21 protein-coding genes are annotated in these 21,028 nt (G+C 65.6%); 2 read left to right on the top strand and 19 right to left on the bottom strand.

Annotation, left to right across the window (positions count from 1 at the left end; translation table 11 throughout):
* Positions 1-4: 4 nt before the first annotated feature.
* Together J2X92_RS22570 and J2X92_RS22575 are read left to right on the top strand one after the other, a co-directional pair.
* A complete protein-coding gene (locus tag J2X92_RS22570) occupies positions 5-658 on the top strand; it encodes a CoxG family protein (protein ID WP_307578918.1) in 654 nt (217 codons plus the stop codon).
* A gap of 16 nt (positions 659-674) precedes the next feature.
* A complete protein-coding gene (locus J2X92_RS22575; RefSeq protein ID WP_307578920.1) occupies positions 675-1,706 on the top strand; it encodes an XdhC family protein in 1,032 nt (343 codons plus the stop codon).
* A 21-nt stretch (positions 1,707-1,727) separates the two neighbouring features.
* On the opposite strand, the gene mnhG is transcribed toward J2X92_RS22575, so the two are convergent.
* The 19 genes from mnhG to serC all read right to left on the bottom strand — a co-directional run bounded on the left by mnhG (position 1,728) and on the right by serC (position 21,021).
* Positions 1,728-2,087 carry a monovalent cation/H(+) antiporter subunit G gene (gene mnhG, locus J2X92_RS22580; RefSeq protein ID WP_307578922.1) on the bottom strand — a complete coding sequence of 120 codons (360 nt, stop codon included), beginning with the start codon at positions 2,085-2,087 and terminating at the stop codon, positions 1,728-1,730.
* Positions 2,088-2,172: 85 nt separating this feature from the next.
* Positions 2,173-2,451 (bottom strand): K+/H+ antiporter subunit F, encoded by a 279-nt coding sequence (locus tag J2X92_RS22585; RefSeq protein ID WP_307578924.1) that lies wholly within the window; start codon positions 2,449-2,451, stop codon positions 2,173-2,175.
* Positions 2,448-2,936 (bottom strand): Na+/H+ antiporter subunit E, encoded by a 489-nt coding sequence (locus tag J2X92_RS22590; RefSeq protein ID WP_307578926.1) that lies wholly within the window; start codon positions 2,934-2,936, stop codon positions 2,448-2,450. Before J2X92_RS22590 ends, J2X92_RS22585 begins: the two co-directional genes overlap by 4 nt.
* The gene (locus J2X92_RS22595; RefSeq protein ID WP_307578929.1) at positions 2,933-4,624 is read right to left on the bottom strand and encodes a monovalent cation/H+ antiporter subunit D; all 1,692 of its coding nucleotides are present in this window, start codon (positions 4,622-4,624) and stop codon (positions 2,933-2,935) included. The genes J2X92_RS22590 and J2X92_RS22595 overlap by 4 nt, the downstream gene beginning before the upstream one ends.
* 8 nt (positions 4,625-4,632) lie before the next feature.
* Entirely contained in the window at positions 4,633-4,986 is a 354-nt protein-coding gene (locus tag J2X92_RS22600) for a Na+/H+ antiporter subunit C (RefSeq protein WP_307578931.1), read from the bottom strand.
* Positions 4,986-7,928, bottom strand: coding sequence for a monovalent cation/H+ antiporter subunit A (locus J2X92_RS22605; protein WP_307578933.1), 2,943 nt, complete (start codon positions 7,926-7,928; stop codon positions 4,986-4,988). Before J2X92_RS22605 ends, J2X92_RS22600 begins: the two co-directional genes overlap by 1 nt.
* A 76-nt stretch (positions 7,929-8,004) precedes the next feature.
* Entirely contained in the window at positions 8,005-8,382 is a 378-nt protein-coding gene (crcB, locus tag J2X92_RS22610) for a fluoride efflux transporter CrcB (protein ID WP_055799221.1), read from the bottom strand.
* 23 nt (positions 8,383-8,405) lie between these two features.
* Positions 8,406-9,719: a TRAP transporter large permease gene (locus J2X92_RS22615; RefSeq protein ID WP_307578936.1), complete on the bottom strand. Its 1,314-nt coding sequence runs from the start codon at positions 9,717-9,719 to the stop codon at positions 8,406-8,408.
* Between the two features lie 21 nt (positions 9,720-9,740).
* On the bottom strand, positions 9,741-10,274 hold the full coding sequence (locus tag J2X92_RS22620; RefSeq protein ID WP_307578937.1) for a TRAP transporter small permease: 534 nt from the start codon (positions 10,272-10,274) through the stop codon (positions 9,741-9,743).
* Positions 10,275-10,318: 44 nt separating this feature from the next.
* Positions 10,319-11,287 carry a TRAP transporter substrate-binding protein gene (locus J2X92_RS22625; protein ID WP_307578940.1) on the bottom strand — a complete coding sequence of 323 codons (969 nt, stop codon included), beginning with the start codon at positions 11,285-11,287 and terminating at the stop codon, positions 10,319-10,321.
* A gap of 224 nt (positions 11,288-11,511) precedes the next feature.
* Positions 11,512-11,874, bottom strand: coding sequence for a ComEA family DNA-binding protein (locus J2X92_RS22630; RefSeq protein ID WP_307578942.1), 363 nt, complete (start codon positions 11,872-11,874; stop codon positions 11,512-11,514).
* A gap of 144 nt (positions 11,875-12,018) precedes the next feature.
* On the bottom strand, positions 12,019-13,197 hold the full coding sequence (gene lapB / locus J2X92_RS22635) for a lipopolysaccharide assembly protein LapB (RefSeq protein ID WP_307578944.1): 1,179 nt from the start codon (positions 13,195-13,197) through the stop codon (positions 12,019-12,021).
* A complete protein-coding gene (locus tag J2X92_RS22640) occupies positions 13,187-13,528 on the bottom strand; it encodes a LapA family protein (RefSeq protein ID WP_307578946.1) in 342 nt (113 codons plus the stop codon). Before J2X92_RS22640 ends, lapB begins: the two co-directional genes overlap by 11 nt.
* A 52-nt stretch (positions 13,529-13,580) precedes the next feature.
* Positions 13,581-13,907 carry an integration host factor subunit beta gene (locus J2X92_RS22645; RefSeq protein ID WP_019654766.1) on the bottom strand — a complete coding sequence of 109 codons (327 nt, stop codon included), beginning with the start codon at positions 13,905-13,907 and terminating at the stop codon, positions 13,581-13,583.
* 71 nt (positions 13,908-13,978) lie between these two features.
* The gene (gene rpsA / locus J2X92_RS22650; RefSeq protein WP_055799200.1) at positions 13,979-15,667 is read right to left on the bottom strand and encodes a 30S ribosomal protein S1; all 1,689 of its coding nucleotides are present in this window, start codon (positions 15,665-15,667) and stop codon (positions 13,979-13,981) included.
* Between the two features lie 228 nt (positions 15,668-15,895).
* Positions 15,896-17,908, bottom strand: a complete 2,013-nt coding sequence (locus J2X92_RS22655; protein WP_307578950.1) for a bifunctional 3-phosphoshikimate 1-carboxyvinyltransferase/cytidylate kinase — start codon at positions 17,906-17,908, stop codon at positions 15,896-15,898.
* Position 17,909: 1 nt separating this feature from the next.
* A complete protein-coding gene (locus J2X92_RS22660; protein ID WP_307578952.1) occupies positions 17,910-18,791 on the bottom strand; it encodes a prephenate dehydrogenase in 882 nt (293 codons plus the stop codon).
* A gap of 16 nt (positions 18,792-18,807) precedes the next feature.
* Positions 18,808-19,929 carry a prephenate dehydratase gene (pheA, locus tag J2X92_RS22665; RefSeq protein ID WP_307578954.1) on the bottom strand — a complete coding sequence of 374 codons (1,122 nt, stop codon included), beginning with the start codon at positions 19,927-19,929 and terminating at the stop codon, positions 18,808-18,810.
* 24 nt (positions 19,930-19,953) lie between these two features.
* Positions 19,954-21,021: a 3-phosphoserine/phosphohydroxythreonine transaminase gene (serC, locus tag J2X92_RS22670; RefSeq protein ID WP_307578994.1), complete on the bottom strand. Its 1,068-nt coding sequence runs from the start codon at positions 21,019-21,021 to the stop codon at positions 19,954-19,956.
* Positions 21,022-21,028: the final 7 nt, after the last annotated feature.

The following is a 21,028-nucleotide window of genomic DNA, read 5'->3' on the forward strand; positions in this document are numbered from 1 at the left end:
CACCATGGAAATGCTCGGTAACCGCCGCCTCGGCATCACGCAACAACAGGCGTGGGAAGCGCTCAACGATCCCGAGACGCTCAAGAAGTGCATTCCCGGCTGCGACAAGTTCGAGCTCACGGGCGACAACCAGTACAGCGTGGCGCTGGCGGTCAAGATCGGCCCTGTGTCGGCCAAGTTCAACGGCAAGGTGGCGCTGTCGGACATCGTCGCGCCCGACGGCTACAAGCTCACTTTCGAGGGGCAGGGCGGCGTGGCGGGGTTTGCCAAGGGCTCGTCGAGCGTGACGCTCAGGCCGCTGGACGGCGCCGCCGCGGTGCCGCCAGTCATCGACGGCGTCGAAGCCGCTTCCACCGAAGCCACGCCTTCGCCCGTCGGCTGCGAACTCGACTACACCGTGCAGGCGCAGGTCGGCGGCAAGATCGCTCAGCTGGGCCAGCGTCTCATCGATGGCGCCGCCAAGTCGACCGCCGACGATTTCTTCAAGCGCTTCGAGGCCGAAATGCAGGGCCGCTACGGCCCGCCTCCTGCCGCCGCCGAAGAAACGGCGGAGGCCCCCGCGGAGAAGGCGGGCGTCATGTCCGGCTTCATGAAGAAGATCGGCCTCGGCAAGAAGGACGACAAGGACGCGTCCGCCGCATCGGACGACGCGAGCTGAGGGCACGGACAACGCCATGGAAAATCTCGACGTCATGGTGCTGCGCACGCTGCGAGACTGGCGGCAGGCCGGCAAGCGCGCGCTGCTGACGACGGTGGTGCGCACATGGGGCTCGTCTCCACGGCCGGTCGGCTCGATCATGGCGCTGGCGGACGACGGCGCGGTGGTGGGCTCGGTCTCCGGCGGCTGCATCGAGGACGACTTGATCGCCCGCTACAGCCACGCCCACGCCAATAACGGCCAGGGCGAAGTGGTGCCGCCGGGCACACCGCCCGCCCTCGTGAAGTACGGCATCACGGCCGACGAGGCGCATCGCTTCGGGCTGCCCTGCGGCGGCACGCTGGAGCTGCTGCTCGAATACGACCCCGACGCGGCCTCGCTCGACACGCTGGTTGCCAAACTCGAGCAAGGCAAGCTCATGCAGCGCACCGTTGCGCTCGCCACCGGCGCCGTGCGACTGGCCGAGGCGACCGCGCCCGACGAGCTCAAGGTGAATGACACCGAGCTCACCAACACCTTCGGCCCCGAATACCGCATGCTGCTGATCGGCGCTGGGCAATTGGCCGAATACCTCGCGACGATGGCCAAGTTCAGCGGCTTTGCCGTGACGCTGTGCGACCCGCGTGCCGAGTACCGCACTGCCTGGTCTCTGCCGGGCGTGGAGATCACCACGGAGATGCCCGATGACGCGGTGCTGGCCTTCAAGCCCGACCGGCGCAGCTGCGTGGTCGCGCTCACGCACGATCCGAAGCTCGACGACCTGGCGCTGCTCGAAGCCTTGCAGAGCGAGGCGTTCTACGTGGGCGCCATCGGCTCGCGTCGCAATGCCGAGGCGCGGCGCGACCGCATGATCGAGCACTTCGGGCAGACGGCCGAATCGCTCGCGCGCCTGCGCGGACCCATCGGCATCTACATCGGCAGCAAGACGCCGCCGGAAATCGCGGTGAGCGTGATGGCCGAGATTCTCGCGGTGAAGAACGCGGTGACGCTGCCGCGCGAAATGGAAGTGGCGCGCGCCAAAGGCATGCAGCAGCTTGCGATGAGCTGAATGAATCGCGGCCTGGCCGCGTCAGTCCGCCGACTTCGCCGCTGGCGGCACGTCGCCGCCCTTTTGCCGTTCGCGAAAGAGTGCGGCGCGCATCAGGAAAATGGTGGTGATGGGCGCCGTGAGCGCAATGAAGAGAACGATCAACACGGCGTGCAGGAACAGGCTGTAGCCCTGCACCGAGAAGTAGACGATGGTTGCGATCGTCATGCACCACACGCCCACCGTGGCGCCGAGCGTTGGTGCATGGATGCGGCGGAAGAAGGTGGGCAAGCGCACCAGGCCGAAGGAGCCGATGGCCGCAAAGGCCGCGCCCAGAACGGCGAACACCGCGGTGACGATTTCGGCCCACAGAGGCAGCGGTCCGACGATGAAGTCATTCATGGTTGTTGCCCCCACGCTCGGCACTTCGTGTCCGCGCTGTCCCCCGAGGGGGCGCTCGCTTGCTTGGGGCGGCCCGGCGCGGCGCTCATTCAATGACCTCCCCACGCAAGAGAAACTTGGCCATTGCGGTCGACCCCACGAAGCCGAACAGCGCCGTCAGCATGGCCGCCTCGAAGTACACGTTGCTTGCATAGACGATGCCGAGCACCAGCATCATCAGCATGCCGTTGATATAGAGGCAGTCCAGTGCCATCACGCGGTCTTGCGCGGTCGGCCCGATCAAAAGGCGGGTAAGTGCGCAGAGCATGGCCACGGCGAGCAGCAGCAGCGCGAGTCTCAAGGCCCAGAAAAGAACAGGCGTCATTCGAAGATCTCCATCAAGGGGTGCTCGTAGCGCTCTTTGATCATTGCGATGAAAGCGGCTTCGTCTTCGACGTCGAACACATGGATCAGCAGCACACTGCTGTCGAACGAAATCTCACCCCAGGCGGTGCCTGGCGTGAGGCACATGATCATCGCCAACACCGCGAGCCCGTTCGGGTCGCGCAATTCGAGCGGCACGTTCACGAACTTCGACGCAATGCGCGACGTGCGGCGTGTGAGCAGCCGCCGCGCCACGAAGAGCGCGGAATGCAGCATGTCGGCCGAGGCCCGGCCCGCGAGCCGCAGCGCGACCCAGGGCTTGCGCATGCGAACCCTGGCGGGCCGCAAGCCCTCCGTGAGCAGCGGAACGGCAAGGGCCAGCACCAGCGCGGAAGCCAGCGTGGCAGCCTCCAGCGACTGGTTGAGCAGGAGCCACACCACGAACAGCGCAATCGACAGCGGTAGCGAAGGAATCCAGCGCTTCATGGGGCAGGGCCTTTCGCTGGAGCCACCGGATTGGGCACCTGCCGCGCATTCATCACGGCGTTGCGGTATGCCGCGGGCGCGTGCAGCCCTTCGGCGGTGATGAGCGCGTGGCGCATGACGGGGCCGGCCCACACCGTCAGTGCCACGCAAGCCGCGAGCAGGCCGGCCACCGGCAGCACTTCGAGCAAAGGCAGTGCAGGCATGGTGGGATGCGGCTGAGTCCAGAAATGGCGCATGCCGGTGCGGCTCAGTGCAATCAGCGCCAGGAAGCCTGAGGCGATCAGCAGCGCCAGAAAGATCCATGCGGCCGTGGAGGTGCCGCTGGTGACGAAGGCGCCCGACAGCATCGCGAACTTGCCGACGAAGCCCGAGAGCGGCGGCAGGCCGGCGAGCAGCAAGGTGCAGCCGATGAAGCTCAGGCCCAGGAACGCGACGCCGGCCGGAATGGCGCGGCCATAGAGCGCCTGTGCTTCGTCGTCGAGGTTCACGTCGTGGACCACGCGCAGGTCTTCCGCCAGGAAAGGCGCGTTGCCTGCCTGCTCATGCGGGGCGACGCTCAGGCCGGCGTTGCGCCAGCGCTCGATCATGTCGATCAAAAGGAAGAAGGCGCTGACCGCAAGCGTGGAACTCAGCAGGTAGTAGAGCGCGCCGGCCCACACGGCCGGTTCGCCGAGGCCAATCGCCGCGATCAGCGTCCCGGCCGACACCAGCACGCTGAAGCCCGCAAGGTTCGAGAGCCGCTGCGTGCCCACGATGCCAAGGGCGCCCGCGAACAGGGTTGCCAGGCCGATTGCGATGAGCGCGGATTGCCCGAAGGCGGCGGAGCTGCCGGCATCGGGTGCGAAGAGCAGCGTCCACAGGCGCAGCAGGGTGTAGATGCCGAGCTTGGTCAAGAGCGCGAAGACGGCGCCCACCGGCGACACCGCCGCGCTGTACGCCGGCACCAGCCAGAAGTTGAGCGGCCAGGCGCCGGCCTTGGCGAAGAAGGCCGTCGCAAGGATGGCGGCGGCCGCATGCACGAGGCCGCGGTCGGCTGGCGTGAGCTCGGCGATGCGCATGCCGAGGTCGGCCATGTTGAGCGTGCCGGTTACGCCATAGAGCAGGGCCGCGCCAATCAGGAAGAGGGACGAAGCGGCCAGGTTGATCGCTATGTAGTGCAGCCCGGCCTGCACGCGCAGCCGTCCCGAACCGTGCAGCAGCAAGCCATAGGAGGCCGCGAGCATCACCTCGAAGAAGACGAACAGATTGAACAGGTCACCGGTCAGGAAGGCGCCGTTCAGGCCCATGAGCTGCAGCTGCAAGAGCGGATGGAAATGCACGCCTGCGCGGTCCCATCGCGAGGTGGAATAGATCGAGGCCGCGAAGGCGACCACGCCGGTGAGCGCCACCATCAGGGTCGACAACCGGTCGGCCACCAGCACGATGCCGAAGGGCGCGCGCCAGTTGCCGGGCAGATAGACGCCGATGGAGCCGGGCCCATCGCCGGTGTCGGGGGCGTTGACCCAGCGCAGCAGCGCCAGCGCCGCCAGCAGGCCCACCAGGCCCGAGACCACGCTCAGGGCCGACTTGGTGCGGCGGCGCCTTTCGCCGAGCAGCAGCATCAACGCAGCCGTGAGCAGCGGCACGAGGATCGGCACCGCCACAAGATGCGGCATGCTGAAGTCAAGCAGCCGGTCGAGCATTTGCATCACCGCCGTCACTCTGCTGCCTCCTGCCGCTCTTCACCGTCCACGTGGTCGGTTCCCGCGAGGCCGCGCGAAGCCAGCAGCACGACGAGGAACAAGGCCGTCATCGCAAACCCGATGACGATGGCCGTCAGCACCAAGGCCTGCGGCATCGGGTCGGCGGTGTTCGCCAGCGTGGCGGTGAAGCCCTTCACCAGCACGGGTTCGCTGTCGAGCTTGAGCCGGCCCATGCTGAAGATGAACAGGTTGACGCCGTATGAGATGAGCGTGAGCCCCATGATCACCTGGAAGGTGCGGGGGCGCAGCAGCAGGTACACACCCGAGCCGGTGAGCACGCCGATGGCGAGTGCGAGCACGGCTTCCATCAGTGCACGCCCTCCACAGCTTCGGCCTGCGCCATTGCCTCTTTCTCGCGCTGCTCGTCGGCCCAACGGTGGCTGCGAATCGATTGGTGGGCCAGCGCGGTGAGGATCAACATGGTGGCGCCGAGCACCAGTGCGAACACGCCAATGTCGAAGAAGAGCGCGCTCGGCACGTGCAGCTCGCCCAGCACCGGAAGGTGCAAGTGCGCGGTGTGCGTGGTCATGAACGGATAGCCGACCAGCACTGCGCCCCCGCCGGTGGCCAGCGAAAACAGCAGGCCCATGGCGATCCAGCGGCGCGGGTAGATGCGCAGATGCTCTTCTACCCACTCGGTGCCGGAGACGATGAACTGCAGCAGCAGCGCCACCGACATCACCAGCCCCGCGACGAAGCCGCCGCCGGGTGCGTTGTGCCCGCGCATGAAGAAGTACACCGACACCAGCACCGCAAGCGGCAGCAGTAGCCGCACCAGCACGGCCGGCACCATCAGGTAGCCCACGGCCGTATCCTTGGCGAGGCGCGGGTTCAAGAGGTCGCTGCTTCCATCGTCGGCCTGCGCGCGCTGCTGCACCGGCAGCGCCATCGATTCGCGCGCCGGCCGGAACCGGCGCAGCAGCGCATAGACCGTGAGCGCGACCACGCCGAGCACGGTGATTTCGCCAAAGGTGTCGAACGCGCGGAAGTCCACCAGCATCACGTTGACCACGTTGGTGCCGCCGCCTTCGGTGAGGGCGCGTTCGAGAAAGAAGGGTGAGATGCTCTGCGGAAACTCGCGCGTCATCATCAGCCACGCCAGCGCCGCCATGCCGCTGCCGGCGGCCGTCGCCACCAGCAGGTCGCGCCCGCGTCGCCCCCAGGGCCGCAGCCGGGTGCGCGCGGACTGAACGGCGTCCTTGCTGCGCATCGGCAGCCAGCGCAGTCCGAGCAGGATCAGCACCGTGGTCACGGCTTCGACCACGAGTTGCGTCAGCGCGAGGTCGGGCGCCGAGAACCAGATGTAGGTCACGCAGCAGACCAGCCCCGCGCCCGAAGCGAGCATCAGCGCGGCGAGCCGGTGGAACTTGGCCTGCCACGCCGAGGCCAGTGCGCAGACCCCGCCGATGAGCCAGGTCATGGCGAACATCGTGGAGAACGGCAACAGCTCGCGGGTGCCGCGCGCCACAGGTGCCGTATAGAGCGAAACCGCGGCGCCCGCGCCCGCCACCGCGATCAGCAGCAGCAACTGCACCTGCAGCCGCCGGGTGCCCAGCACGCGGCGGCTGCGCCGGCCGACTTCGCTGAGCTGCGCGAGCAGGTGCTCGAAGAAGGCCTGGCCGTCGAAGCGGTGCAGCAGCGGCGTGCGTTCGAGCTCGCCGCGTGCGCGGCGGCGGCGCTGCGACAGGTACAGCACCAAGCCGCCTGCCAGCGCCACGAAGCTCATCGCGAGCGGCAGGTTGAAGCCGTGCCATACGGCCAGGCTGTACTCGGGCAGCACACCGCCCACCACTGGCATGGCGGCGGCCGCGAGCAGCGCGCCGATGGACCAGGCCGGCGCCACGCCGACCACCAGGCAGACCAGCACCAGCAACTCGACCGGCACGCGCATCCAGTGCGGCGGCTCGTGCGGCTGCCTCGGCACGTCGGGCTCGCACGGCGGACCGAAGAACACGTCGAACACGAAACGCGCCGAGTACGCCACGCTGAAGATGCCCGCGACGGTGGCGATGATCGGCAGGCTCACGTTGACCCAGGGCGTCGCCTGGATGAACACCGTCTCGGCAAAGAACATTTCCTTAGAGAGAAAGCCGTTGAGCAGCGGCACGCCGGCCATCGAGGCGCTGGCGATGATGGCCAGCGAGCCCGTGATCGGCATCAGTCGCAGCAGCCCGCTGAGCTTGCGGATGTCGCGCGTGCCGCTCTCGTGGTCGATGATGCCGGCGGCCATGAAGAGCGATGCCTTGAAGGTCGCGTGGTTCATGACGTGGAACACGGCCGCCACCGCGGCCAGTGGGCTGTTGAGGCCGAGCAGCAGGGTGATGAGCCCGAGGTGGGAAATCGTCGAGTACGCGAGCAGCGCCTTCAGATCGCGCTGGAACATGGCCACGAAGCCGCCAAGCAGCAGCGTGATTGCGCCCGCGCCGCCAACCAGCCAGAACCATTGCTCGGTTCCCGAGAGTACCGGCCACAGCCGCGCCATCAGGAACACGCCGAGCTTCACCATGGTGGCCGAATGCAGGTAGGCCGAGACGGGGGTCGGTGCCGCCATGGCGCGCGGCAGCCAGAAGTGGAACGGGAACTGCGCGCTCTTGGTGAAGGCGCCCAGCAGTATCAGCACCAGTGCGGCGGGATACAGCGCATGTGCGCGAATGGCGTCGCCCGAGGCCAGCACCACGTCCAGGTCGTAGCTGCCGGCAATGCGGCCCAGCACCAGCGTGCCTGCCAGCAGGCAGAGTCCGCCGGCACCGGTGACGGTGAGCGCCATGCGCGCGCCGCGCCGCGCGTCGCGCCGGTGATGCCAGTAGCCGATCAAGAGAAACGAGAACAGGCTGGTGAGCTCCCAGAACAGCACCATCTGGATCAGGTTGCCCGAGAGCACCACGCCCACCATTGCGCCCATGAATGCGAGAAAGAAAGAGAAGAAGCGCGGCACCGGGTCGGAGGCCGACATGTAGTAGCGGGCGTAGAGCACCACCAGCGCGCCGATACCGAGCACGAGCATGCAGAACAGCCATGCAAAGCCGTCCATGCGGAACACGAGGTTGAGGCCGAGCTCCGGCAGCCACTCGATCTCCTGGCGCAGCACATTGCCGTGCGCGATCTGCGGAAAGAGCCATGCGGCCTGCAACGCGCAGCCCAGCGCAACGAGCCCCGCCAGCGTCGATTCCCGATTGCGCGCGTTCGACGGCATCAACGCGGCCAGCACGCTGGCAATGAATGGAAGAGCGACGAGGAAGACCAGGGGCATTGCGATCGATTCTATCGACCGGCCCTCTGGTGGACCTTGGTCATAACCGCAGGGTAGCGGGCGTTATCGGAGGCTTTTAGCCCGAGAAGGACTGCACGGTTCGCAGGCCGAGCCACGTCATGCACAGCGACCCGCCCAGGTGCAGGGCCACGGTGCCCAGCGCAAGGCCGAGCCTTCCGTTCATCAGCATTCCGACGACCTCGGCGGAGAAGCTGGAAAAGGTGGTGAGCGTGCCGAGGAACCCGGTAATGACCATGAGCCGCCAAGCGGGGTCGATGTCGGGAAGTCCGTTGAAGACGCCGATAGCCACGCCGATCAGGTAACCGCCGATGAGGTTGACTGCGAGCGTGCCCCAGGGGAGCGCGCTGCCTGGGTTGAGCCAGAGCGCGAAGCCCCAGCGCATGAGGGCGCCGACGCAGGCGGCGAGGCAGATGACGAAGGCGTTCAGCAGCATGGCGGCGATTATCCGCAGGCCGCTTACTTTTCTTTGCCCATCACGACATCGGGCAAGATCGTCACGATGCTCGGGAACAGAGTGATCAGCACGATGCACAGCACCAGGCAGAAGAAGAACGGAATGGCCGCCTTGGCGATCACGTTGCTGTCTTTGCCGGTCATGTTCTGCAGCACGAAAAGGTTGAAGCCCACCGGCGGTGTGACCTCGGCGATCTCGACCAGCAGCACGATGAAGATGCCGAACCAGATCAGGTCGAAACCGGCTTTCTGGATCATCGGCAGCACCACCGCGCTGGTCAGCACGATCATCGAGATGCCGTCGAGCGCCGTGCCCAGCACCAGGTACACCGCCACCAGCGCTCCGATGAGCGCATAGGGCGAGAGATGCATGCTGTCGACCCACTCGGCCAGCTCGCGTGGAATGCCCGTGAAGGCCATGGTCTTGGTGAGGAAGGCGGCGCCGGCCAGGATGAACATGATCATGCAACTGGTGCGCGTGGCACCCATGATTCCCTCCTTGAAATTCTTCCAGGTGAGGCTCTTGCCCCACGCCGCGATGCCCAGCGACCCCAGCACGCCGAAGGCGGCGCATTCGGTGGCCGTGGCCCAGCCTGCCACCAGCACCCAGACGATGAAGACGATCAGCAGCGCGCACGGAATGAGGTTGCCGGAGAGCCGGATCTTTTCCCTGAAGGTGGTCGGCGGATCGGCGGGCGGTACCTGGTCCGGGTTGCGCAGGCTCCACCAGCCGATGTAGCCCGAAAACAGCAGCATCAGCAGGAAACCCGGCAGGAAGCCGGCCAGGAAGATGCGGATGATCGAGGCATCGGCCGCCACGGCGTAAACCACCATCGTGATCGACGGCGGAATCAGGATGCCCAGCGTGCCGGCGGTGGCAAGCGAGCCGATGGCCAGCTTCTCGTTGTAGCCACGGCGCTTGAGTTCGGGCAGCGCCACCTTCGCGATGGTCGCGCAGGTGGCGGCTGACGAGCCCGAGACCGAGCCGAACACGCCGCAGCCGAGAATGGTGGTGTGCATCAGCCGGCCGGGCACACGGTTGAGCCAGGGGCGCAGGCCCTCGAACATCTCTTCGCTGAGCTTGGTGCGAAAGAGAATTTCGCCCATCCAGATGAAGAGAGGCAGCGCCGCCAGCTCCCAGCTCGCATTACTTTCCCAGAAGGCCGAAAACAGGTTCTTTCCCGGCAGCGTGTTGGTGAAGAAGGCTTGGCCGACCCAGCCCACAATGGCCAGCGTCATTGCGATCCACACGCCCCCCGCTAGCAACAACAGCATGATGGCGAGCAGCAACGCGCCCATCCAGAGGTTTTCGAACATCGGTGTCTTTGTTGTTGTGGTTCAGACGTCGGAAGAGAAGTCGCCCGCGGCGTGGCGTTCTTCGATGGCGCGCTGGTAGCTCGGCTTCTCGCCGCGTACCACGCCCACCAGTTCATCGACCATGGCAATCAGCAGCAACCAGCAGCCAATCACGAAGGTCGATTGCGGAATCCAGATCGGGATGACGACGAGGCCCGTTGCCATTTCGGCGAACTCGTAGCTCTCGTAGGTGAAGCTGGTGGCCCAGTAGGTGAGGTAGGCCACCGACACCGACGCAATCAACAGGCACACCACGTCGAGCACGCGCCGCACCTTGGCGGGCACGGCATCGAGCAGCAGCGTCACACGCACGAAGTCGCCGTGCCGGAAGGCATGTGCCATTGCAAAGAACGCGGCGGCGGCGCACAGCCACGCCACCACGTCGTTGAGCCCGCTCACGTGCCAGTTCATCTGGCGGCCCACGCCGGCCAGGATCATCAGCACGAAGATCAGGAACACGCAAAAGGCGCCGAGCGCGCCTGCGCCGTCGTACAGGCGGTCGAGAAAGCGGCGCACGGCTCAGGGCTCCCGCGTGGCGCGTGAGGGTCGAAGCAGCTTCGTCATTTCTTCTTGTAGGCTTCGATGATGGCCGCACCTTCGGGGCCGGCGGCCTTGAGCCAGTCGGCCTGCATGATGCCGCCGACCTGGCGCATATCGGCGTCGAGCTTGGCCGAGGGCTTGTGAACCTTCATGCCGCGCTCGACCAGCAGGCGCTTGTATTCGTCGTTCTTCTCCTGTGCGATTTTCCAGCCGCGGGCTTCGGCATCAGCCGCGGCCTTGGTGACGGCGGCCTTGGTAGTGGCGTCGAGCGCATCGAAGGCCTTGGCATTGACGAGGATCGCGTTCTTCGGAATCCAGGCCTGGGTGTCGTAGAAGTTCTTGATGTGCTCGTAGGTCTTGGTGTCGTAGCCGGTGGAGCCGGAGCTCATGTAGCTTTCGATCACACCAGTGGCCATGGCGGCGCTGAGTTCGGCCTGCTGAATTTGCACCGGCTGCGCGCCGATCAGTTCGGCGATCTTTGCGGTGGCGGGGCTGTACGCGCGCCACTTGATGCCGCGCAGGTCGGCCACCGAGCTGATCTCCTTCTTGGAATAGATGCCCTGCGGCGCCCATGGCACCATGAACAGCACCTTGATGCCTTGCGCGGCAAGCAGCTTTTCCATGGCGGGCTTGGAGGCCTCGTAGAGCTTCTTTGCTTCGGGGTAGGTGGTCGCGAGGAAAGGAACGCCGTCGAGCGCGTAGATCGGGTTCTCGTTCGCGTAGTTGGCCAGCAGGATCTCGCCGGCCTGTGCCTGGCCGCTTTGCACTGCGCGCTTGATTTCGGGCGCCTTGAACAGGGACGCGTTGGCATGCACCGTGATCTTGACCTTGCCGCCGGTGGCGGCGTCCACGTCTTTTGCAAACTGCGTGATGTTTTCGGTGTGATAGTTGGTCGCTGGGTAGGCGGTGGGCAGATCCCACTTGGTTTGCGCGAAGGCTGCAGCACCGAGGGTGAGGCCGGCCAGGGCAATGCCGAACTTGTGATTCATGAGCGCTCCGGGACGATGAGAGTGAAAACGGAAACGAGCATACGTGCAAATTCCGGGCCACTCCTGAGGCATTTCCCTGCCACGGGGCGCCGCGTGGCAACACTGTCCGGTGCTTCGGCCCACGTAAAAAAACCGCCTCGAGGGCGGTTTTGCTTTGAGCTGCCAACGGTCTGCGGATGCGGGACCGGGCAACTGGCTTGTGGCCGTTCGCTATCGCCTTTCGGTCAGGGCTTGGCTGGCTTCGCATCGGCAGCAACGGGGGCTGCCTTGACGGGCTTTGCGGCCTTGTCGGCCTTGACGGCTGCCGGTGCGCTGGCTTGGCCACCGAATGCCTGGCCATTGACCGTGAGTCCTTCGGCCGACAGCTTCTCGGCCTTCTTTTCCTTCACGCCCTTGATGCGCTGCATGAAGTCGGGCCAATCCTTGAACTCGCCCGTCTTTCGCGCATCGAGAATGCGCTTGGACATGGCCGGGCCGATGCCCTTGATGCCATCGAGATCGGCGGCGGTGCCCTTGTTGACATCGACGGCAGCGAACGAAGCAGCCGCAAACAGCATGACCAGCGTGGCCAGAATTTTCTTCAGCATGATTTCAAACTCCCTAGTTGTTGATTTCGTTTGCCGACAACTCGCCGGCTCGCGTTCAACGAATACAGGGAAAAAGGCGTTGACGGCGCGGCATGCCGCAACGACGCTGGTCACCATTGTTCCGAAACATGTTCGGAACGTTGCTCAGAGTTCTTCGACGCGGCGCGGCGGATAGCTGTCCCAGGCCTGGCATCCGGGGCAGTGCCAGAAGTGTTGGTGCGCCTCGAAGCCGCAGGCCGCGCAGCGGTAGCGCATCAGCGGCCGCGTGGCCTGGTCGAGTGCGCGCTGCACTTGCGGATGGAACTGCTCATGCTCGAAGCGTTCGCCGGCCAGCCAGCGCGAGGCCGCCACCAACGAAGGCTGTTGGGCAAGATGCGCGATGTAGCCGTCGCGCGGGGCGAGCGACAAGCCCTCTGCCGCTGCAACCGCATGGGCGGGGGAACCGCCGAGGGCCATCAGCGCTTCGAGCACGTCGATCGACGGCGATTCGGCATAGCGGCGCTGCAGCAGTTGAAGCGCCTCAGCTTCGCGGTGCGCGGCCACTGCTGACTGCTGCAACGCGGCCGCATACAGCGGCAGCGCGAGCGGAGCGGTGTCGCTCAGTGCGACGAGCGTATTGAACGCCGTCGTGGCCTCACCATTGCGCAATTGCAGCGTGGCCGAGTCGATGGCCGGGCGCGGCGCCTGCGGGGCCAGTGCCACGGCCTCCGAGAGCAGCCGGTTGGCCCCGGCCAGGTCGCCAGCCGCGACCTGTTCGGCCGCCTGCTCGCACAGATGATGGGCCCGGCGCGTGCTGTAGCTCGCCTGATCGGACTCGTCGAGTTTTTGCGCCACGTCGGCGGCCTGGGTCCATTCGCGCGAACGCTCGTAGATGGCCAACAACGAAAGCCGCGCCTCGTTCTCGTAGCGCGTGCCCTCGAGCTTTTGCAGTGCCGCTTCAGCACGGTCGAGCAGGCCGGCGCGCAGGAAGTCTTGCGCCAGCGCATGCTGGGCGCGCTCCCGGTCGCCGCGGCTCAAATCGCCTCGGCCCAGCAGATGCTCGTGCACGCGCACTGCACGCTGGTATTCGCCGCGGCGGCGGAACAGGTTGCCGAGGGCGAAGTGCAGCTCCTGCGTGTCGGGGTCGTTCTGCACGGCCTCGATGAACGCATCGATGGCCTGGTCTTGCTGCTCGTTGAGCAAGAAGTTAAGGCCGCGGAAATAGGCCTTGGGGGCTTGCCTGTTTTCGAGCTTGAGCTGGCGGATGTCGAAGCGCGAGGCGAGCCAGCCCAGAACGAAGGCGATGGGCAGGCTGATCAGCAGCCAGCTGGGATCAAAGTCCATGTTGGCGTACGGCAGGTAGGTCGGTGGCGGTGATGGACGGTGCCGGTGTGGGCGTGGGTGCGGCAGGCGATCCGGTCGTTGCCGGCGTTTGCTCGGGCATGGAGGGTTGCTGGGCCGCTGCTGCGGCGCGGTGCTTCCACCATCCGGGCAGCATGCCAAGCGCACCGACGACGAGGCCGCCTGCAAAAGCCGCAAGCACCACCAGCACCAGCGGCGCGCGCCAATTGGTGCCAAAGAAGAAGTAGACAGTCGCGTCGTGCTGGTTGTTCAGCGCGAAAGCAAAAAGCGTAAAAAAAATGGCTGCCTTGAGCAGCCACAGGAGGTATTTCATAGCCATTCCCGTTGCCGGGAGCATTCTACGTTTGCATCATCCACGCGGATCATCAGGCCTTGCGGCCCTTGGCTTCCTTGCCGGCATCCAGCTCGGCGGTCTTGGCGTCCACAGCTTCGCGCAGCGCCTTGCCGGGCTTGAAGTGCGGCACCCGCTTTTCGGGAATCTGGACGCTTTCGCCCGAACGCGGATTGCGGCCGATGCGTGGCGGACGCCGGTTGACCGAGAAGCTGCCGAAACCGCGGATCTCGATGCGGTGCCCGCGCACCAGCGCGTCGCTCATCGCGTCGAGGATGGTCTTGACGGCGTATTCGGCATCGCGGTGCGTCAACTGCGCAAAGCGCGCTGCAAGTTCTTCGACGAGGTCAGAGCGGGTCATAGGCCAAACAAAAACGTGGACGAAAAAAAAGACAGAGCGGCCCCAGGGCCTGCTCTGTCTTCGGATGCAGCTTACTTGCTGTCGTTGTTGTCCAGCTTGGCGCGCAGCAGGGCGCCCAGGCTGGTCGTGCCCGCGTTTTCGCGTGCCGACTGCTGGCTCAGGTTGGCCATGGCGCCTTGCTCGTCGACCATGTCCTTCTGCTTGATCGACAGCTGGATGTTGCGGGTCTTGCGATCCACATTCACGACGATGGCGGTGACTTCGTCGCCTTCCTTCAGCACGTTGCGTGCATCTTCCACGCGGTCGCGGGAGATTTCGCTGGCGCGGAGGTAGCCGATGATGTCTTCGCCGAGGTCGATTTCAGCGCCGCGGGCGTCCACGGTCTTGACCTTGCCGGTCACGATCTGGCCCTTGTCGTTCACCGTGGTGAACGTGGTGAACGGGTCGCTGTCGAGCTGCTTGATGCCGAGGCTGATGCGCTCGCGGTCGACGTCCACAGCCAGCACGATCGCTTCGACTTCCTGGCCCTTCTTGTAGTTGCGAACGGCGGTTTCGCCGGCTTCGTTCCACGAGAGGTCAGAGAGGTGCACCAGGCCGTCGATGCCGGCAGCCAGGCCCACGAACACGCCGAAGTCGGTGATCGACTTGATCGGGCCCTTGACGCGGTCGCCGCGCTTGGTGTTTTGCGCGAACTCTTGCCACGGGTTGGCCTTGCACTGCTTCATGCCCAGGCTGATGCGGCGCTTGTCTTCGTCGATTTCGAGGACCATGACTTCGACTTCGTCGCCCAGCGAGACGATCTTGTTCGGAGCGATGTTCTTGTTGGTCCAGTCCATTTCGGAGACGTGCACCAGGCCTTCGATGCCGGGTTCGAGTTCGACGAACGCGCCATAGTCGGCAATGTTCGTGACCTTGCCGAACAGGCGGGTCGATTGCGGGTAGCGGCGCGAAACGCCCATCCACGGGTCGTCGCCCATTTGCTTGAGACCCAGCGAGACACGGTTCTTTTCGGTGTCGAACTTGAGGATCTTAGCGGTGATTTCCTGGCCAGCCTGAACCACTTCGCTCGGATGGCGAACGCGGCGCCATGCCATGTCGGTGATGTGCAGCAGACCGTCGATGCCGCCGAGGTCGACGAACGCACCGTATTCGGTGATGTTCTTGACCACGCCGCGGACAACAGCGCCTTCCTTCAGGGTCTCCATCAGCTTGGCGCGCTCTTCGCCCATGCTGGCTTCGACCACGGCACGGCGCGACAACACGACGTTGTTGCGCTTGCGGTCGAGCTTGATGACCTTGAATTCCATGGTCTTGTTTTCGTACGGCGTCAGATCCTTGATCGGACGCGTATCGATCAGCGAACCCGGCAGGAACGCGCGGATGCCGTTGACGAGCACGGTAAGGCCGCCCTTGACCTTGCCGCTGGTGGTGCCGGTGACGAAGTCGCCGGATTCCAGTGCCTTCTCGAGCGCGAGCCACGAGGCCAGACGCTTGGCGGTGTCGCGCGAGAGGATGGTGTCGCCGTAGCCGTTTTCAACGCTGCCGATGGCAACGGAAACGAAGTCGCCGGCCTGGACTTCGAGTTCGCCCTTGTCGTTCTTGAACTCCTCGATCGGCACGTACGCTTCGGACTTGAGGCCGGCGTTCACGACGACGTGGTTGTGTTCGACACGCACGACTTCGGCCGTGATGACCTCGCCGGTGCGCATTTCGGAACGCTTCAGGGACTCTTCGAATAGGTCGGCAAAAGATTCAGACATTTATGGTTCCTTCCGTCAGGCAGGGTTGGCAGGCGCTCTTGCGAAATTGCGTGCGGCTGCTGTGAGTCTGGAGACGGCGGTTTTGTGGGCTGGTGCCCGGTTGGTTGAACAACCAGCAGGCCAGTGCGCTGTCGCGCGAGAGGAGCCTGCTGGAGCGGTATGCGCTACCCCGAATCCGGTTGGCGCGAGCCTTTCGGGCGGACCTGAAAGGCTGTAACTTCAAGCCGTTCAAGCGTGCTTGAACGGCTGAACTTCCTGCCACCAGTTCAACACCTGGTCGATCGATTGCTCGATGGACAGCTGGGAGTTGTCGAGATGGCGGGCATCCTGCGCCGGCTTGAGGGGAGCAACACTGCGGGATGAGTCCCTGGCGTCGCGCGCTTCCAAGTCGGAGCGAAGACTGTCAAGTGTAGTCGAAATACCCTTTGAAATCAACTGCTTATGCCGGCGTTCGGCCCTCTGCGCGGCACTGGCCGTCAAGAAGACCTTCAGCGCTGCGTCGGGGAAGATCACGGTGCCCATGTCACGGCCGTCGGCCACCAGGCCCGGAAGCTGCCGAAAGCGCTGCTGGAGGGCCAAAAGCGCTGCACGCACCGCGGGCAGGGTGGAGACGCGGGAGGCGTCCATGCCGGCGGCTTCTGTGCGGATGTCGTCGCTCACGTCCTCGCCGGCCAGCAGCACCTTGCCTTCGGTGAAGTGCAGCGGCAGGGCGCTCGCGAGCGCGGCGATCTGCGCCTCGTGCTGCGGGTCGGCGCTGAGCCCGGCGCGCCGCATGGCCAGGCCGGTCACGCGGTAGAGCGAGCCCGAATCGAGGTAGTGGTAGCCGAGCAGGCGGGCCACTTCGGCCGCCAGCGTGCCCTTGCCCGAGGCGGTGGGGCCGTCGATGCAGATCACCGGGATCTCGTGCGCCTCGGCCACCGAAAACAGGGTTTCGAAGTAGTCCGGAAAGGTCTTGGCAACGCAGTGGGGCTCGAGGATGCGCACCGGCACCTGGGCTGGATTGAACGCCGCGAGCGAAAAACACATGGCCACGCGGTGGTCGTCATACGTGCGAATGGTGGCCGGCCGCCAGTCGGCCTGCGCGAGTGGGTGCACCCGGATGAAATCGGGGCCGGATTCGACGGTGGCGCCGAGCTTTCGGAGCTCGTTGGCCATGGCATCGATGCGGTCGGTTTCCTTGACGCGCCAGCTGGCGATGTTGCGCAGGGTGCTCGGGCCGTCGGCATACAGCGCCATGACGGCGAGCGTCATGGCGGCATCGGGGATGTGGTTCGCGTCGAGGTCGATGGCCTTGAGCGGCCAGACCCCGAGGCGCACTTGGAGCCAATTGGGCCCGCTGTCGACCTCTGCGCCCATCTGCCGGGCCGCGTCGATGAAGCGGATGTCGCCCTGGATCGAATCGGCCCCCACGCCTTCGATGCGGATGCCCTTCTGGCCGCGGGCGCCCGTGGCAATGGCACCCAGCGCGATGAAATAGCTGGCAGAGGAGGCATCGGCCTCGACGTGGATGTCGCCCGGCGAGCTGTAGCTGCTGCCGGCGGGAATGGTGAAGCGCTCCCAGCCGTCGCGCCGCACGCTGATGCCGAAGCGTGCCAGCAGGTTCAGTGTGATCTCGATGTAGGGCTTGGAGATGAGCTCGCCGACGACCTCGATGACGATGTCTTTGCGAGCTGCCAGCGGCAAGGCCAGCAGCAGCGCGGTCAAGAACTGGCTCGACACGTCACCGCGTACGCGGATGGGTGCATCGAGCGCCAGCGCGCCATGATCGACCGGCCGGATGCGCAGCGGCGGATAGCCGGGATTGCCCAGATAGTCGATCTGGCAGCCGAGCTGGGTCAGCGCATCGACCAGATCGCCGATCGGCCGTTCGTGCATGCGCGGCACGCCGCTCAGTTCGAACTCGCCGCCGAGCAGCGACAGGGCAGCGGTCAGCGGCCGCATGGCGGTTCCCGCATTGCCGAGGAAGAGCGGCAGCAGCGGTCCGCCAGGCTTCAACTGGCCGCCCATTCCGGTGATGCGCAGCGTACTGCCTGCGGCGTCGATGCCGCAGCCGAGCGCGCGCAGCGCATCGAGCATCACGCGGGTGTCGTCCGAATCGAGCAGGTCGTGGATGGTGGTGGTGCCGCTCGCCAGCGCCGCCAGCAGCAGCACGCGGTTCGAGATGCTCTTGGAGCCGGGCAGCCGCACGGTGCCCGACGCAGACGCCAGGGGAGGAATGTCCAGGAAGGCCGTCGAGAACATGTCAGGCGTCCTGCGAAGGGCCGGTGTTGGGCTGCCAGCCGGTGCGGACCTTGCTGGCGGCGGCAATCGCATGCTCCAGCGCCTGCGCGTCGGTGGCCGCCATCAGCGCCTCCATTTCGAGCAGTGCCTTGCGGAAGGCCTGTGATTGCAGCAGCACCTGCTCGCGGTTGGCAAGCAGCACGTCGCGCCACATCACCGGGTCGCTGGCCGCGATGCGCGAAAAGTCGCGAAAGCCAGGACCGGCAAGGCCCAGGAAGCGGTCGCCCTGCGGCTGCGCGACAAGGGCGTTGATATAGGCGAAGGCCAAAAGGTGCGGCAGGTGGCTTACGGCCGCGAAGGCGCTGTCGTGTTCCTCGTGCGTCATGGTGACCACGTTGGCGCCAATGCCGCTCCAGACTTGGGAAGCGCGCTGCACGTTGGAGCGTAGCGTGGCCTTGACGGGAGTCAGCACGACCTTGCGGCCGGCGTAGAGCGAAGCGTCGGCGTGCTCGATGCCCGACACCTCCTTGCCGGCAATTGGGTGGGCCGGAACGAAGTGGGCGAACTGGTCCTGCAGGCCGTTGCGCGCGGCTTCGATCACGTCGCCCTTGGTCGAGCCCACGTCCATCACCAGCGTGTCGTTCGAAATGCCGTGGCGAATGGCCTTGAAGGTGGCTTCCGAAGCTGCGACCGGCACGGCCAGCAGCACCAGGTCGGAGCCCGAGACCGCCAGCAGCGCGGAAGGCGCCACCACGTCGATCACGCCGAGCTGGCGCGCCCGCTCGGTGGTGGAGGGTGACTTGCTGTAGCCGACCACGCGTTTCACGAGTTTTGCGCGCTTGAGCGCAAGCGCAAAGGAGCCGCCCATGAGGCCGCAGCCGATCAATCCCAATTGCTCGAACATGTGTTTGCTGTCCGGCTCAGGCTTTGACGGGGTAGGCGCCAAGCACCTTGTAGAACGCGCAGAGACCGCGGAGCTCGGCCAGGGCGGCAGCCACGTTGGGCTGCGAGGGATGGCCGTCCAGGTCGATGTAGAAGTAGTACTCCCACTGGCCGGTGCGGGCGGGCCGCGACTCGAAACGGGTCATCGACACGTTGTTGACCTTCAGCGGCACCAGCAGGTCGTGCACGGCGCCGGGGCGGTTGGGCACGGAAACGATCAGGCTCGTGCAATCGCGTCCGGAGGCTGGCGGCATGGCCAGCGTCTGGGGCAGGCAGATGACCGAGAAACGGGTGCGGTTGTAGGAGTCGTCCTGGATGGCGTGCGCCACGATGTGCAGGCCGAAGCGGGTGGCGGCACGTTCGCCGGCCAGCGCGGCCCAGGCCGGATTGGTGGCCGCGAGCCGCGCGCCTTCGGCATTGCTCGAAACGGCGCGCCGCTCGGCGTTGGGCAGGTGCTTGGACAGCCAGGTCTGGCACTGGGCCAGCGCCTGCGGGTGGGCCAGCACCGCCTCGACGCCATCGAGCGTGCTGCTGCTGCGCAGCAGATGGTGGCGCACCAGCAGGCTGACTTCGCCGACCACGTGGGTGGGCGAGTGCAGGAACAGGTCGAGCGAACGCGTGACCACGCCTTCGGTCGAGTTTTCGACGCCCACCACGCCATATTGGGCGCTGCCCGCCGCCGTGGCGTGGAACACCTCGTCGAAGCTGGCGCAGTAGATCAGGTCGGCGGCGCCGCCGAAGTACTCGATGGCGGCCTGTTCGCAGAAGGTGCCTTCGGGGCCCAGCACGGCGACGCGCTGGGGTGATTCCAGCGCCAGGCAGGCCGACATGATCTCGCGCCAGATGGCCGCAACATGCAGGTCCTTGAGCGGACCGCCATTGCTCTTTTGCATCTTTTCGATGACTTGCGCCACGCGGTCGGGGCGGAAATACGGCGTACCTTCGCGCTTCTTGACCTCGCCGACCAGCTCGGCCACGTGTGCCCGCTCATTGAGCAGGCTGAGCAGTTGCTGGTCGAGCGAATCGATCTGCACGCGCAGACCGGCAAGGCTCTCGGAGTTGTCGGAAGAGGAGGGCGGAGTTGGAGCGGAGGCGGTCATCGGTGCGAGCAGCTGGGCATGCGCCTAGGCATGCGATCGCTCGAATTCTCGCATGTAGCCCACAAGTGCCTGTACGCCTTCCAGCGGCATGGCGTTGTAGATGCTCGCACGCATGCCGCCGACCGACTTGTGGCCCTTGAGCTGCAGCAGGCCGGCCTCGCGGGCGCCGGCCAGGAAGGCGTCGTTCCGGGACTCGTCCTCGAGAAAGAACGGTACGTTCATTCGGGAGCGGCAGCCCGGATCGATCTTGTTGACGTAGAACGAAGACGCGTCGATGAAGTCGTACAGCAGCTTGGCCTTGGCGACGTTGCGCTGCTCCATGGCGGCCACGCCCGTGAGCGTGCCTTCGGTTTGCTGCAGCAGCCACTGGAAAGTAAGCCCCGCGATGTAGATGCCCCAGGTCGGCGGGGTGTTGTACATCGACTTGTTGTCGGCAACGATCTTGTAGTTGAAGGCGCTGGGGCAGATCTCGAGCGCATGGCCGAGCAGGTCGTCGCGCACGATCACGAGCGTGAGGCCGGCCGGGCCGAGGTTCTTCTGGGCTCCGCCGAATGCCAGGCCGACGCGGCGCCAGTCGATGCTGCGCGAGGCCACGTGCGACGAAAAGTCGATGACCAGCGGCGCATTGCTGCCAAGGGCCGCCAGGTCGGGCAGTTGATGAAATTCGATGCCGTTGATCGTCTCGTTGGTGCACAAGTGCACGTACGAGGTGTCTTGCGTCAGTTGCCAGGTCGACGGGTCGGGCAGCCGCGTGTGATGGTCGGCGGCGTTGCTGGCGGCGATGTTCGCCGTGCAATAGCGCTGCGCTTCCTTTTGCGACTTTATGCTCCAGCTGCCGGTGATGACGAAGTCGGCGGATTTGCCGCGCGACAGGTTCATCGGCACGATGGCGTTCTCACCGAGCCCGCCACCCTGCATGAAGAGGATGTGGAAATTCTCGGGCACAGCCAGCAGTGTGCGGATGTCGGCTTCGGCCTGGGTGCAGATGGCGCCGAACTCCTTGCCGCGATGGCTCATTTCCATCACGCTCATTCCGCTGCCTTGCCAGTCGAGCATTTCGGAGGCGGCGCGTTGCAGCACCGCCTCCGGCATGGCGGCC

Source organism: Variovorax paradoxus, from assembly GCF_030811855.1.
In the GTDB taxonomy this organism is placed as follows: Bacteria; Pseudomonadota; Gammaproteobacteria; order Burkholderiales; family Burkholderiaceae_C; genus Variovorax; species Variovorax paradoxus_L.

Bases quoted from the DNA above. Each gene is read 5' to 3' on its own strand.
- J2X92_RS22595 (WP_307578929.1), bottom strand. From the start codon at position 4,624: ATGCAAATGCTCGACCGGCTGCTTGACTTCAGCATGCCGCATCTTGTG.
- J2X92_RS22640 (WP_307578946.1), bottom strand. From the start codon at position 13,528: ATGAAATACCTCCTGTGGCTGCTCAAGGCAGCCATTTTTTTTACGCTT.
- lapB (WP_307578944.1), bottom strand. From the start codon at position 13,197: ATGGACTTTGATCCCAGCTGGCTGCTGATCAGCCTGCCCATCGCCTTC.
- J2X92_RS22590 (WP_307578926.1), bottom strand. From the start codon at position 2,936: ATGAAGCGCTGGATTCCTTCGCTACCGCTGTCGATTGCGCTGTTCGTG.
- J2X92_RS22605 (WP_307578933.1), bottom strand. From the start codon at position 7,928: ATGCCCCTGGTCTTCCTCGTCGCTCTTCCATTCATTGCCAGCGTGCTG.
- serC (WP_307578994.1), bottom strand. From the start codon at position 21,021: ATGCCGGAGGCGGTGCTGCAACGCGCCGCCTCCGAAATGCTCGACTGG.
- J2X92_RS22645 (WP_019654766.1), bottom strand. From the start codon at position 13,907: ATGACCCGCTCTGACCTCGTCGAAGAACTTGCAGCGCGCTTTGCGCAG.
- J2X92_RS22585 (WP_307578924.1), bottom strand. From the start codon at position 2,451: ATGACGCCTGTTCTTTTCTGGGCCTTGAGACTCGCGCTGCTGCTGCTC.
- rpsA (WP_055799200.1), bottom strand. From the start codon at position 15,667: ATGTCTGAATCTTTTGCCGACCTATTCGAAGAGTCCCTGAAGCGTTCC.
- J2X92_RS22600 (WP_307578931.1), bottom strand. From the start codon at position 4,986: ATGGAAGCCGTGCTCGCACTCGCCATCGGCGTGCTCACCGGCTCGGGT.
- J2X92_RS22615 (WP_307578936.1), bottom strand. From the start codon at position 9,719: ATGTTCGAAAACCTCTGGATGGGCGCGTTGCTGCTCGCCATCATGCTG.
- J2X92_RS22660 (WP_307578952.1), bottom strand. From the start codon at position 18,791: ATGTTCGAGCAATTGGGATTGATCGGCTGCGGCCTCATGGGCGGCTCC.
- J2X92_RS22570 (WP_307578918.1), top strand. From the start codon at position 5: ATGGAAATGCTCGGTAACCGCCGCCTCGGCATCACGCAACAACAGGCG.
- mnhG (WP_307578922.1), bottom strand. From the start codon at position 2,087: ATGAATGACTTCATCGTCGGACCGCTGCCTCTGTGGGCCGAAATCGTC.
- pheA (WP_307578954.1), bottom strand. From the start codon at position 19,929: ATGACCGCCTCCGCTCCAACTCCGCCCTCCTCTTCCGACAACTCCGAG.
- J2X92_RS22575 (WP_307578920.1), top strand. From the start codon at position 675: ATGGAAAATCTCGACGTCATGGTGCTGCGCACGCTGCGAGACTGGCGG.
- crcB (WP_055799221.1), bottom strand. From the start codon at position 8,382: ATGCTGCTGAACGCCTTCGTCATCTGCCTCGCCGCCTGCGTCGGCGCC.
- J2X92_RS22625 (WP_307578940.1), bottom strand. From the start codon at position 11,287: ATGAATCACAAGTTCGGCATTGCCCTGGCCGGCCTCACCCTCGGTGCT.
- J2X92_RS22655 (WP_307578950.1), bottom strand. From the start codon at position 17,908: ATGTTCTCGACGGCCTTCCTGGACATTCCTCCCCTGGCGTCTGCGTCG.
- J2X92_RS22630 (WP_307578942.1), bottom strand. From the start codon at position 11,874: ATGCTGAAGAAAATTCTGGCCACGCTGGTCATGCTGTTTGCGGCTGCT.